This is a genomic window from Streptomyces sp. 8L, assembly GCF_020176795.1.
GTDB lineage: Bacteria > Actinomycetota > Actinomycetes > Streptomycetales > Streptomycetaceae > Streptomyces.
The window spans coordinates 1-12,569 of record NZ_JAIUKE010000383.1 but is presented as its reverse complement, the minus strand read 5'-3'; the positions used below and the strand labels follow the sequence as shown (position 1 = coordinate 12,569).

Genomic DNA, 12,569 nt, shown 5'->3' with positions numbered 1-12,569 from the left:
AATAAGACACCGGCCCGGGGCCCCGCGCCCGGCCGGCGGGCCGCCCCGCGGCGCCGCGCTCCTGCGGAGGTTCGAGCAGCTCAGGCGTGCCTGGGACCGGCCGCTCACCGCGTACTACCTGATCATCGGCAGCGCGCTGCTGATCATCGTGCTCGGCCTCGTCATGGTCTATTCGGCGTCCATGATCAAGGCGCTGGAGCTGTCGCTGCCTGCCTCGTACTTCTTCCGCAAGCAGTTCCTCGCGGCGGTGATCGGCGGCGTCCTGCTGCTGATCGCCACCCGCATGCCGGTCAAACTGCACCGCGCGCTCGCGTACCCGCTGCTCCTCGTGACCGTGTTCCTGATGGCGCTCGTACAGGTGCCGGGGATAGGGCAGTCGGTCAACGGCAACCAGAACTGGATCGGCTTCGGCTCCTTCCAGCTCCAGCCCAGCGAGTTCGGCAAGCTCGCCCTCGTCCTGTGGGGTGCCGACCTGCTCGCGCGCAAGCAGGAGAAGCGCCTGCTCAACCAGTGGAAGCATCTGCTGGTGCCGCTCGTGCCCTGCACCTTCTTCCTGCTCGGCCTGATCATGATCGGCGGCGACCTGGGCACCGCGATCATCCTCACGGCGATCCTCTTCGGCCTGCTCTGGCTCGCGGGCGCCCCCACCCGGCTGTTCGCCGGGGTCCTCGGCGTCGCCCTCGCCATCGGCGGCATGCTCGTCAAGACCAGCCCCAACCGCATGGGCCGCCTCAGCTGCGTCGGCGCGAACATGCCGGGCCCGCAGGACCAGTGCTGGCAGGCGGTGCACGGGCTGTACGCGCTCGCGGGGGGCGGGTGGTTCGGCTCGGGGCTCGGCGCGAGCGTGGAGAAATGGGGCCAGCTTCCCGAACCGCACACCGACTTCATTTTCGCCATCACCGGGGAGGAACTGGGTCTGGCAGGGACGCTGTCGGTCCTCGCTCTCTTCGCGGCTCTAGGCTATGCGGGTATCCGCGTGGCCGGACGCACGGAGGACCCCTTCGTGAGGTACGCCGCGGGTGGCGTGACCACCTGGATCACGGCCCAGGCCGTGGTCAACATCGGTGCCGTGCTCGGCCTGCTGCCGATCGCGGGCGTCCCGCTCCCGCTGTTCTCCTACGGGGGGTCCGCCCTGCTGCCGACGATGTTCGCCGTCGGGCTGCTGATCGCCTTCGCGCGACAGGAGCCCGCGGCGAAGGCGGCGCTCGCCATGCGGGGGCCCGTCCTCGGCAGGAAGCCGGGCGGGCTGAGATGGATGACGATGAGACGGCGCGTCAAGCAACGGCCGTCCGGAGAGCGGTGAATTTCGGTGCATGTCGTACTCGCAGGTGGCGGGACCGCCGGCCATATCGAGCCCGCGCTCGCCCTCGCGGACGCCCTGCGCAGGGCCGATCCCACCACCGGGATCACCGCGCTCGGCACGGAGCGCGGCCTGGAGACCAGGCTCGTGCCCGAGCGGGGTTACGAACTCGCGCTCATCCCCGCCGTGCCGCTGCCCCGCAAGCCCACGCCCGAACTGATCACCGTGCCCGGGCGGCTGCGCGGCACCATCAAGGCCGCCGAGCAGATCATGGAACGGACCAAGGCAGACTGCGTCGTGGGCTTCGGCGGCTATGTGGCGCTGCCCGGCTACCTCGCGGCCAAGCGGCTCGGCGTCCCGATCGTCATCCACGAGGCGAACGCCAGGCCGGGCCTCGCCAACAAGATCGGGTCGCGCTACGCCGCGGCCGTCGCCGTCTCCACCCCGGACAGCAAGCTGCGGGGCGCGCGCTACATCGGCATCCCGCTGCGCCGTACCATCGCGATGCTCGACCGCGCGCGGGTGCGGCCCGAGGCGCGGGCCGCGTTCGGCCTCGACCCCAACCTGCCGACGCTGCTGGTCTCCGGCGGCTCGCAGGGCGCGCGCAGACTCAACGAGGTCGTCCAGCAGGCCGCTCCTGTGCTCCAGCGCTCCGGCATCCAGATCCTCCACGCGGTCGGCCCCAAGAATGAAATGCCGCATGTGGGCAACATGCCGGGAATGCCGCCCTATATCCCGGTACCGTACGTGAACCGGATGGACCTCGCGTATGCCGCGGCCGACATGATGCTCTGCCGCGCGGGCGCGATGACCGTCGCGGAGCTCTCCGCCGTCGGGCTGCCCGCCGCCTACGTACCGCTGCCGATCGGCAACGGTGAACAGCGGCTCAACGCCCAGCCGGTGGTGAACGCGGGCGGCGGGCTCCTCGTCGACGACGCGGAACTGACCCCGCAGTGGGTGCAGGGCAACGTCCTCCCGGTACTGGCCGACCCGCACCGGCTCTACGAGATGTCCCGCGCGGCCTCGGAGTTCGGCCGCAGGGACGCCGACGACCTGCTCGTCGGCATGGTGTACGAGGCGATCGCCGCGCGCCGCCAGGCGTGAGGCGGGCCCCAGCGGGGCCCAACCGAGCGAGAGGCAGGGGCACATGGCCGGACCGACCACAGCCGAGCGCGACGCGCGGCACCCGCGGTCGGAGCCCGGCCGCCCCGGCCCGGGCGACGAGGGCGGGGGCCGGCGCCGCACGCGACGCAGGCTGATCGTCGTACTGGCCGCGGTGGCCGTCCTGTTCGGTCTCGTCCTCTGGCTGCTCTACGGCTCCTCCTGGCTGAAGCTCACCGGGGTCAAGGTCACGGGCACCGGAGTCCTGACCCCCCGCCAGGTGACGGACGCCGCCCGGGTGCCGCTGGGGTCGCCCCTGATCTCGCTGGACACCGGCGCGGTCGAGTCCCGCGTCGAACGGGCGCTTCCCCGCGTCGATTCGGTGGACGTGACGCGGTCGTGGCCGCATACGGCCGAACTGAAAGTGACCGAACGAAAGCCCGTACTCGTCATGGAGAAGGGCGCCGAGTTCACCGAAGTCGACGCCAAGGGTGTGCGTTTCGACACGGTCGGGAAAGCGCCCGCAGGTGTTCCGCTGCTGGAATTGGCGATCGATCCGAAGGCGGCCTCGCCGCGTTTCCCCACCGCCAGGCTGCTGCGCGAGGCGGCCGCCGTGCGGGCCTCGCTGCCGCCCGAAGTGACGCGTGCCACCCGGTCCCTTGAAGTGCGATCGTACGATTCTGTATCCCTGAAGCTGTCCGGCGGTCGTACGGTGATGTGGGGAAGCGGCGAGGACGGCGCCGCGAAGGCACGTGCGCTCTCCGCTCTCCTCAAAGCCGTTCCGAAGGCGGACCATTTCGACGTGAGTGCGCCCAGTGCACCCGCGGCGTCGGTGAGTTGACGGACGTTTCCGCTGGCAGGACCCCTGGTTGGCCAGCGCTATGGGTGATCACATAGGGTGAAAAGAAACACGGGAGGTTCGGCGTGTTCATTGAACGTCCGCCACTTGTCGCCTTAGTGTCCTGTTCGGAAGAGTCCAAAGAAGCCCAAGAACGGACACACTACTAACCCTAAACTTCAACGTTAGGGTTTGGGTCGGCGATTCGGACCGTCCCATCGGCATCAGTCGTCGCGCAGTGGATTGGTCCGCGCGACGGCACGTAACCCGAGGCGAGAGGCCTTCGACGTGGCAGCACCGCAGAACTACCTCGCAGTCATCAAGGTCATCGGTGTCGGCGGCGGTGGTGTCAATGCCATCAACCGAATGATCGAGGTCGGTCTCAAGGGTGTCGAGTTCATCGCGATCAACACGGACGCGCAAGCCCTGTTGATGAGCGACGCCGACGTCAAGCTCGACGTCGGCCGCGAACTGACCCGGGGCCTCGGCGCCGGCGCCAACCCGGCGGTCGGCCGCAAGGCGGCGGAGGACCACCGGGAGGAGATCGAGGAGGTCCTCAAGGGGGCCGACATGGTCTTCGTCACGGCCGGCGAAGGTGGTGGCACCGGCACCGGCGGCGCGCCCGTCGTCGCCAACATCGCCCGCTCGCTGGGCGCCCTCACGATCGGCGTGGTCACCCGGCCGTTCACCTTCGAGGGGCGCCGCCGGGCCAACCAGGCGGAGGACGGCATCGCCGAACTCCGCGAAGAGGTCGACACCCTCATCGTCATCCCCAACGACCGGCTGCTGTCGATCTCGGACCGCCAGGTGAGCGTGCTCGACGCGTTCAAGTCCGCGGACCAGGTCCTGCTGTCCGGTGTCCAGGGCATCACCGACCTCATCACCACGCCCGGCCTGATCAACCTGGACTTCGCGGACGTCAAGTCCGTGATGTCCGAGGCGGGCTCGGCCCTGATGGGGATCGGCTCGGCGCGCGGCGACGACCGCGCCGTGGCCGCCGCCGAGATGGCCATCTCCTCGCCGCTGCTGGAAGCGTCCATCGACGGCGCCCGCGGCGTCCTGCTGTCCATCTCGGGCGGCAGCGACCTCGGCCTGTTCGAGATCAACGAGGCGGCCCAGCTGGTCAGCGAGGCCGCCCACCCCGAGGCGAACATCATCTTCGGCGCGGTCATCGACGACGCGCTCGGCGACGAGGTCAGGGTCACCGTGATCGCGGCCGGTTTCGACGGCGGTCAGCCGCCGACCCGGCGCGAGACGGTGCTCGGCTCGACCTCCGGCAAGCGCGACGAGCCGTCCGGAAGCCGGCCGCTGGACAGCGGGCGCCCGACCTCCGGCGGACTCGGCACCGTCCCGAGCCCGGACGAGGGCCCCAAGTCCGGTATGGAGCCCGCGGCCCCGGTCGCCGAGAAGCCGCTCCCGCCGGTCTCCACCCCGCACGTTCCGCCGACCCGTCCGCCGTACCAGGACAGCCAGGCCGAGGAACTGGACGTCCCGGACTTCCTGAAGTGATACGGGAATCCCTCGCGACCACGGGCGGCGCCCACTTCGCCTTCACCGACCGGTGGGGCGGGGTGAGCGCCGCTCCGTACGAGGAGCTCAACCTCGGCGGCGCGGTGGGCGACGACCCCGCCGCGGTCCTCGCCAACCGGAAACGCGCCGCCGCCTCGCTGGGCCTCGATTCGGCCCGGGTGGTCTGGATGAACCAGGTGCACGGAGCCGATGTCGCCGCCGTGACCGGCCCCTGGGAAGCGGACGTTGACATTCCGTCGGTGGACGCGCTGGTCACCCGCGAACGCGGCCTCGCGCTCGCGGTCCTGACCGCGGACTGCGTGCCCGTCCTGCTGGCCGATCCCGTCGCCGGGGTCGCCGCCGCGGCGCACGCGGGACGCCCCGGCCTCGTCGCCGGGGTCGTGCCCGCGGCGGTGGCCGCCATGGTGGAGCACGGCGCCGAACCCGCCCGGATCACCGCGTACACGGGACCGGCCGTCTGCGGGCGCTGCTACGAGGTGCCGGAGGCCATGCGCGCCGAGGTCGCAGCCGCCGTGCCCGAGGCGTACGCGGAGACGAGCTGGGGCACGCCGTCCGTGGACGTCACCGCTGGCGTGCACGCCCAACTCGCCCGGCTCGGCGTGCGCGACCCGCGGCGTTCGCCGGTCTGCACGCTCGAATCGGCGGACCACTACTCGTACCGCCGCGACCGCACCACGGGCCGGCTCGCCGGCTATGTCTGGCTGGGTTGAGGACATGACCGACCGCAAGGCCGAACTGGCCCGCAATCTCGCGGTGGTTCAGGACCGCATCCGCGCCGCGTGCGCCGCGGCGGACCGGGACCCGGACGAGGTGACCCTGATCGTGGTCACCAAGACCCATCCCGCGGAAGACGTCCGCGCGTTGTACGAGCTCGGGGTGCGCCAAGTGGCGGAGAATCGCGACCAGGACGCGGCACCCAAGGCCGCGGCCTGCGCGGATCTGTCGCTGAACTGGCACTTCGTGGGACAGTTGCAGACGAACAAGGCGAGATCCGTGCTGGGTTACGCCGACGAGGTCCAGTCGGTCGACCGGCCGAGGCTCGTGTCCGCGCTGTCCGCGGCCGCGGTCCGCCGGGAGCGCGAGGTCGGCTGTCTGATCCAGGTCGCGCTGGACGCGGAGTCCGGCGCGCGCGGAGCGAGGGGCGGTGTCGCGCCGGACGGGGTCGAGGAGTTGGCCGCGGCGGTGGCCGGGGCAGAAGGACTGCGGCTCGACGGAGTGATGACCGTCGCCCCGCTGGCCGGACCGTACGCGGGACGGCAACGCGCGGCGTTCGAGCGGCTGGTGGAAATCTCGTCCCGCCTGCGCGCGGACCATCCGGCTGCGAACATGGTGTCGGCGGGGATGAGCTCGGACCTCGAAGAGGCCGTACAGGCGGGTGCGACACATGTACGCGTCGGTACGGCGGTCCTCGGAGTCCGACCCCGGCTCGGGTAACGTCGCGAAGCAAGTCGGACCAGAGTAGAAAATATGGTCATTTCCGCCGCAAGGCGGGCAGGCCGAGTGGATCGCGGACACTTGGTGACGAGGAGATCCGATCCACCACAGAGCGGAGGAACCGGAGCATGGCCGGCGCGATGCGCAAGATGGCGGTGTACCTCGGCCTCGTGGAGGACGATGGGTACGACGGAAGGGGCTTCGACCCCGACGACGACTTCGAACCCGAACCGGAGCCCGAACGGGAGCACCGGCGCCAGCCCGTGCACCAGTTGGAGCGCGAGGAACCCGTGCGGGTGCCGGGGCCGCCCCCGCAGCGTGAACGGGAGCGCGAGCCGGTGTCGGTTGCGGCGGAAAGCGGACGACCCGCGCGAATCGCCCCCGTGGCATCCATCACACCTGAACGTCCGAGTCTGGAGAAGAACGCACCGGTGATCATGCCCAAGGTCGTGTCGGAGCGGGAGCCTTACCGCATCACCACGCTGCACCCGCGGACCTACAACGAGGCCCGTACCATCGGGGAACACTTCCGCGAAGGTACCCCCGTGATCATGAACTTGACCGAGATGGACGACACCGACGCGAAGCGACTTGTCGACTTTGCGGCAGGACTGGTCTTCGGTCTGCATGGCAGCATTGAACGCGTGACCCAGAAGGTGTTCCTGCTGTCTCCTGCTAACGTCGATGTCACGGCGGAGGACAAGGCCCGCATCGCAGAGGGCGGATTCTTCAACCAGAGCTGAGAACACGGCACCGGGAACGACACCGGCCCCGGGCCGGACCGAGTGAGTCAGGGGAGAGGGAAGCGCGGATGGGCGTGGCGCTGCAGGTGATCTACATCGCTCTGATGTGCTTCCTCATCGTGCTGATCTTCCGGTTGGTCATGGACTACGTCTTCCAGTTCGCACGTTCATGGCAACCCGGGAAGGCGATGGTGGTCGTTCTTGAGGCCACCTACACTGTCACCGATCCACCGCTCAAGCTTCTGCGGCGGGTCATCCCGCCGCTACGTCTCGGGGGCGTGGCACTCGACCTGTCCTTCTTCGTTCTGATGATCATCGTTTACATTCTGATTTCCGTCGTAGGCGGGTTCGCGGGATGAGTGTGGACGATACGGTCTTGCCGACTGCCGACGACTACGTAGAGGTGAAGAAGAGATGCCGTTGACCCCCGAGGACGTGCGGAACAAGCAGTTCACGACCGTCCGCCTCCGAGAAGGCTATGACGAGGACGAGGTCGATGCCTTTCTCGACGAGGTCGAGGCCGAACTGACTCGCCTGCTCCGCGAGAACGAGGACCTGCGCGCCAAACTGGCCGCCGCCACGCGTGCGGCCGCGCAGAACCAGCAGCAGCAGAGCATGCGCAAGGCTCCCGAACCGCAGGACCGGCAGGGGCCCAACGGCCCGCAGGGCCAAGGCGGTCCCGGGGGTCCCGTCCCCGCCGCCATATCCGGACCCCCGCAGCAGCAGCAGCCCCCGCAGATGGGACCGCCGCAGCTGCCCGCGGGTCCGAGCGCGCACGGCCCCCAGGGTCCCCAGGGCCCCGGCGGTCCGCAGGGCCACGGCCCCCAGGGCCAGCACGGCCCCGGCCCGATGCAGGGTGGCCCCGGCATGCAGGGAGGCCCCATGCAGGGCGGCCCCGGTATGCAGGGTGGTCCCATGCAGGGCGGTCCCGGTATGCAGGGAGGCCCGATGCAGGGCGGTCCCGGTATGCAGGGCGGCCCCGGGCAGCAGATGCAGCAGCACATGGGCGGCCCCGGTCCGATGGGCGGCCCCATGGGCGGACCCGGCGGACCGATGGGCGGTCCCGGCCCGATGGGTCACGCGCCGCAGCTCGGCCAGCCCGGCGGCCCCGGCGGCGACAGTGCCGCCCGTGTCCTCTCCCTCGCCCAGCAGACCGCCGACCAGGCGATCGCCGAGGCCAGGTCCGAGGCCAACAAGATCGTCGGTGAGGCCCGCAGCCGCGCCGAGGGTCTGGAGCGGGACGCCCGAGCCAAGGCGGACGCGCTGGAGCGGGACGCGCAGGAGAAGCACCGCGTCGCGATGGGCTCCCTGGAGTCCGCGCGCGCCACGCTGGAGCGCAAGGTCGAAGACCTGCGCGGCTTCGAGCGCGAGTACCGCACGCGTCTGAAGTCCTACCTGGAGAGCCAGCTGCGTCAGCTGGAGACCCAGGCGGACGACTCGCTCGCGCCGCCGAGGACGCCTTCGTCCGCGCCGTCGCTGCCGCCGTCGCCCTCCATGGCGTCGGCCGGCGCGGGGTCGCTCGGGCACACCATGGGCGGCGCGCCGTCCATGGGAGGCCACGGCGGACCCTCGTCGGGACCGTCGTACGGCGGCCAGCAGCAGATGTCGCCCGCGATGACGCAGCCGATGGCACCGGTCAGGCCGCAGGCGCCGCAGCCGATGCAGCAGGCTCCGTCGCCGATGCGCGGCTTCCTCATCGACGAGGACGACAACTGAGGCCGGAGCGCGCTTCAGGCGCGTGAACCACGACTGTTCGGCCGTCGGCAGGCCGCACAAAAGGGGGCGGGGGGGCCGGGGGGGCCGCCCCCCCCCCCCCCCGGGGGGGGGGGGGGGCCCCCCCCCCCCCCCCCCGGGGGGGGGGGGCCGGCGGGGCGCCCCCCCCCCCGGGGGGGGGCCGGGGCCCCCCCCCGGCCGCGCGTTACGCCTTGCGCAGGTGGAACGTCAGGCGCAGCCCCTCGTCCGTGAAGGCCTCGCCGTAGCCCGCGTCCGGCTCTCCCTCCGCGAACTCAGGTGCGAGCACCTCGTCGGAGATCAGACCCGCGTGCCGCGTCAGCGCCTCGGCGACCTCGTCCGACTCCGACCGCCAGCGCAGCGCGATCCGGTCCGCGACATCGAGGCCGCTGTTCTTGCGCGCCTCCTGGATCAGCCGGATCGCGTCGCGGGCCAGGCCCGCGAGCCGCAACTCCGGGGTGATCTCCAGGTCGAGGGCGACCGTCGCGCCCGCGTCGGACGCCACCGACCAGCCCTCGCGCGGGGTCTCCGTGATGATCACCTCGTCGGGGGCGAGGCTCACGGACTCACCGTCGACGTCGACCGCCGCGGTGCCCTCGCGCAGTGCGCGCGACAGCGAAGCCGCGTCCGCCGCCGCGACGGCCTTCGCCACGTCCTGGACCCGCTTGCCGAACCGCTTGCCGAGCGCCCGGAAGTTCGCCTTCGCCGTCGTGTCCACCAGCGAGCCGCCCACCTCGGACAGCGTCGCGAGCGACGACACGTTCAACTCGTCGGTGATCTGCTCCCGCAGGCCCGCGGGCAGCGACTCGAAGCCGGACGCCGCGATCAGAGCCCGGGACAGTGGCTGCCGCGTCTTCACGCCCGACTCGGCGCGCGTCGCCCGGCCGAGCTCCACCAGCCGCCGCACCAGCGCCATCTGGCTTGACAGCTCCGGGTCGATCGCCGACAGGTCGGCCTCGGGCCAGGCCGCCAGGTGCACCGACTCCAGCGCGTCCGGCGTCACCGGGACGATCATGTCCTGCCACACCCGTTCGGTGATGAACGGCGTCAGCGGCGCCATCAGCCGGGTCACCGTCTCCAGCACCTCGTGCAGCGTGCGCAGCGCCGCCTTGTCGGCCGCCCAGAAGCGGCGGCGCGAACGGCGCACGTACCAGTTGGACAGGTCGTCCACGAACGCGGACAGCAGCTTGCCGGTGCGCTGGGTGTCGTACGCCTCCATCGCCCGCGTCGCCTGGTCGACCAGCGCCTGCGTCTCGCTCAGCAGCCAGCGGTCCAGCACCGGGCGGTCGGCAGGCGCCGGGTCGGCCGCGGACGGCGCCCAGCCCGCGGTGCGCGCGTACAGCACCTGGAAGGCCACGGTGTTCCAGTACGTCAGCAGCGTCTTGCGGACGACTTCCTGGATCGTGTTGTGGCCGACGCGCCGCGCCGCCCAGGGCGAACCGCCCGCCGCCATGAACCACCGGACCGCGTCCGCGCCGTGCTGGTCCATCAGCGGGATCGGCTCCAGGATGTTGCCCAGGTGCTTGGACATCTTCCTGCCGTCCTCGGCGAGGATGTGGCCGAGGCACACGACGTTCTCGTACGACGATTCGTCGAAGACGAGCGTGCCGATGGCCATCTGCGTGTAGAACCATCCGCGCGTCTGGTCGATCGCCTCGCTGATGAACTGCGCCGGGTAGCGCCGCTCGAACAGCTCCTTGTTCTTGTACGGGTAGCCGTACTGCGCGAACGGCATCGAACCCGAGTCGTACCAGGCGTCGATGACCTCGTCCACGCGCGTCGCCGTCTCGCCGCAGTGCGGGCACGGGAAGGTGACCTCGTCGATGAACGGGCGGTGCGGGTCGAGCTCCGACTGGTCCGTGCCGGTCAGTCCGGTCAGCTCCGCGCGGGAGCCGACGCAGGTCAGGTGGGACTCCTCGCCCGCGCACCGCCAGATCGGCAGCGGGGTGCCCCAGTAGCGCTTGCGGGACAGCGCCCAGTCGACGTTGTTGTTCAGCCAGTCCCCGTACCGGCCGTGCTTGACCGACTCGGGGAACCAGTTGGTCTTCTCGTTCTCCTCGAGGAGACGGTCCTTGACGGCCGTCGTACGGATGTACCAGGACGGCTGCGCGTAGTAGAGCAGCGCGGTGTGGCAGCGCCAGCAGTGCGGGTAGCTGTGCTCGTACGGGACGTGCCGGAACAGCACACCGCGCTCGCGCAGATCCTCGGTCAGCGCCTCGTCCGCCTTCTTGAAGAAGACGCCGCCGACCAGCGGCACGTCGTCCTCGAACGTGCCGTCCGGGCGGACCGGGTTCACCACCGGCAGGCCGTACGCGCGGCAGACCATGAGGTCCTCCTCGCCGAAGGCGGGGGACTGGTGGACGAGGCCCGTACCGTCCTCGGTCGTCACGTACTCGGCGTTGACGACGTAGTGCGCCTCGGTGCCCTCGGGGAAGGAGATCAGCTCGAAGGGGCGCTCGTAGGTCCAGCGCTCCATCTCCTTGCCGGTGAACGACTCCCCGGTGAGCTCCCATCCCCCGAGGCCCTCCGGGCCGGAGGGGGCCCCCAGGCCCAGGGCCTTCTCCACCAGCGGCTCGGCGACGACCAGCTGCTCCTGGCCGTCGGTCGCCACGACGTACCGCACGTCGGGATGCGCGGCGACCGCCGTGTTCGAGACCAGCGTCCACGGCGTGGTCGTCCACACCAGCATCGACGCGCGGCCCGCGAGCGGCCCCGACGTCAGCGGGAAGCGCACGTAGACGGACGGATCGACGATCGTCTCGTACCCCTGCGCCAGCTCGTGGTCGGACAGGCCCGTCTCGTCGCGGGGGCACCAGGGGGCGACACGGTGGTCCTGCACCAGCAGGCCCTTGTCGAAGATCTGCTTCAGGGACCACCAGACGGAGTCCACGTACTCGGGGCTCATCGTCCAGTACGCGTTGTCCGTGTCCAGCCAGTAGCCCATCCGGTTCGTGAGCTCGGTGAACGCGTCGGTGTGCCGGGCCACGGACGCGCGGCACCGGTCGTTGAACGCGGCGATGCCGTACGCCTCGATGTCCTTCTTGCCCTCGAAGCCCAGCTCCTTCTCGACGGCGAGCTCGACCGGCAGGCCGTGGCAGTCCCAGCCCGCCTTGCGGGGCACGTGGTAGCCGCGCATGGTGCGGAAGCGGGGGAAGACGTCCTTGAAGACGCGGGCCTCGATGTGGTGCGCGCCCGGCATGCCGTTGGCGGTGGGCGGACCCTCGTTGAACACCCACTCGGGACGGCCCTCGGTCCGCTCCATGGACTTGGCGAAGATCCTGGACTCGCGCCAGAAGTCGAGCACGGCGTGTTCGAGGGCGGGCAGGTCGACCTGGGCCGGTACCTGGCGGTACTGCGGCGAGGCCGGCGGGGTCACTGATGTCATCGGGCGCTTCCTCCGGCGGGACTGCGGCATCTCCGTCCGGAGGGACGAGAGCACGGGCTCCCGCGGTACCACCCTCCTTGGCACCGGGCGCACCGCACCCGGGGCCCCCTCATTGGGGTCGCGCTGCCGGGTCTAGTGGCCCGCCGGTCACGGCGGGTTTTCTTCCGGCGGCTCCGGGGTGATCCTTCGCACCGCGCCTGCCCCCGGGCTCGCACCGTCCCCGGGTCGCTCCTGGCCGCTCTCGGGCTACTCGTCCCCATCCACGCCTGTCGCTGTGGCCAGTGTACGGGCCCCGCGGACCGCGCCCCACCGGGTTCCGCCCGCGGCCGGCCGGACCGGGCGCGGAGCAGGGGTGCGCCGGGCGGGTGTGCGTGACCCGGATGGCCATACCCGGGGTCACGGGCTCCGGCGCGTCGCCGGTGGGCGCGGAAGCGCGGATTACCGGTCGGGCTGCTGGGCACAACGGATGCAGACGGACCGGCGGAGGGCGGGGGAGGGAACAAAAGG

The 12,569-nt window shown here is 71.0% G+C and carries 10 protein-coding genes; 9 read left to right on the top strand and 1 reads right to left on the bottom strand.

The features are described from left to right. The first annotated feature begins 1 nt into the window (after position 1). From ftsW to LCE31_RS27670, 9 genes are all read left to right on the top strand, one after another. On the top strand, positions 2–1,303 hold the full coding sequence (gene ftsW / locus LCE31_RS27710; RefSeq protein WP_225018928.1) for a putative lipid II flippase FtsW: 1,302 nt from the start codon (positions 2–4) through the stop codon (positions 1,301–1,303). A 6-nt stretch (positions 1,304–1,309) separates the two neighbouring features. Next, positions 1,310–2,404: an undecaprenyldiphospho-muramoylpentapeptide beta-N-acetylglucosaminyltransferase gene (murG, locus tag LCE31_RS27705; RefSeq protein WP_225018926.1), complete on the top strand. Its 1,095-nt coding sequence runs from the start codon at positions 1,310–1,312 to the stop codon at positions 2,402–2,404. Between the two features lie 43 nt (positions 2,405–2,447). Then, entirely contained in the window at positions 2,448–3,242 is a 795-nt protein-coding gene (locus tag LCE31_RS27700; RefSeq protein ID WP_225018924.1) for a cell division protein FtsQ/DivIB, read from the top strand. A 285-nt stretch (positions 3,243–3,527) separates the two neighbouring features. Beyond that, positions 3,528–4,748 carry a cell division protein FtsZ gene (gene ftsZ, locus LCE31_RS27695; protein WP_225018922.1) on the top strand — a complete coding sequence of 407 codons (1,221 nt, stop codon included), beginning with the start codon at positions 3,528–3,530 and terminating at the stop codon, positions 4,746–4,748. Next, positions 4,748–5,479: a peptidoglycan editing factor PgeF gene (gene pgeF, locus LCE31_RS27690; protein WP_225018930.1), complete on the top strand. Its 732-nt coding sequence runs from the start codon at positions 4,748–4,750 to the stop codon at positions 5,477–5,479. Before ftsZ ends, pgeF begins: the two co-directional genes overlap by 1 nt. Positions 5,480–5,483: 4 nt before the next feature. Continuing rightward, entirely contained in the window at positions 5,484–6,203 is a 720-nt protein-coding gene (locus tag LCE31_RS27685) for a YggS family pyridoxal phosphate-dependent enzyme (protein WP_225018920.1), read from the top strand. Positions 6,204–6,331: 128 nt separating this feature from the next. Next, positions 6,332–6,946 carry a cell division protein SepF gene (locus tag LCE31_RS27680; protein ID WP_225018918.1) on the top strand — a complete coding sequence of 205 codons (615 nt, stop codon included), beginning with the start codon at positions 6,332–6,334 and terminating at the stop codon, positions 6,944–6,946. A gap of 68 nt (positions 6,947–7,014) precedes the next feature. Next, on the top strand, positions 7,015–7,305 hold the full coding sequence (locus tag LCE31_RS27675) for a YggT family protein (RefSeq protein ID WP_225018917.1): 291 nt from the start codon (positions 7,015–7,017) through the stop codon (positions 7,303–7,305). 55 nt (positions 7,306–7,360) lie between these two features. Further along, positions 7,361–8,662: a DivIVA domain-containing protein gene (locus LCE31_RS27670; protein ID WP_225018915.1), complete on the top strand. Its 1,302-nt coding sequence runs from the start codon at positions 7,361–7,363 to the stop codon at positions 8,660–8,662. A 202-nt stretch (positions 8,663–8,864) separates the two neighbouring features. Here LCE31_RS27670 and ileS read toward each other — a convergent pair whose 3' ends face one another. After that, the gene (gene ileS, locus LCE31_RS27665; RefSeq protein ID WP_225018913.1) at positions 8,865–12,062 is read right to left on the bottom strand and encodes an isoleucine--tRNA ligase; all 3,198 of its coding nucleotides are present in this window, start codon (positions 12,060–12,062) and stop codon (positions 8,865–8,867) included. Positions 12,063–12,569: the final 507 nt, after the last annotated feature.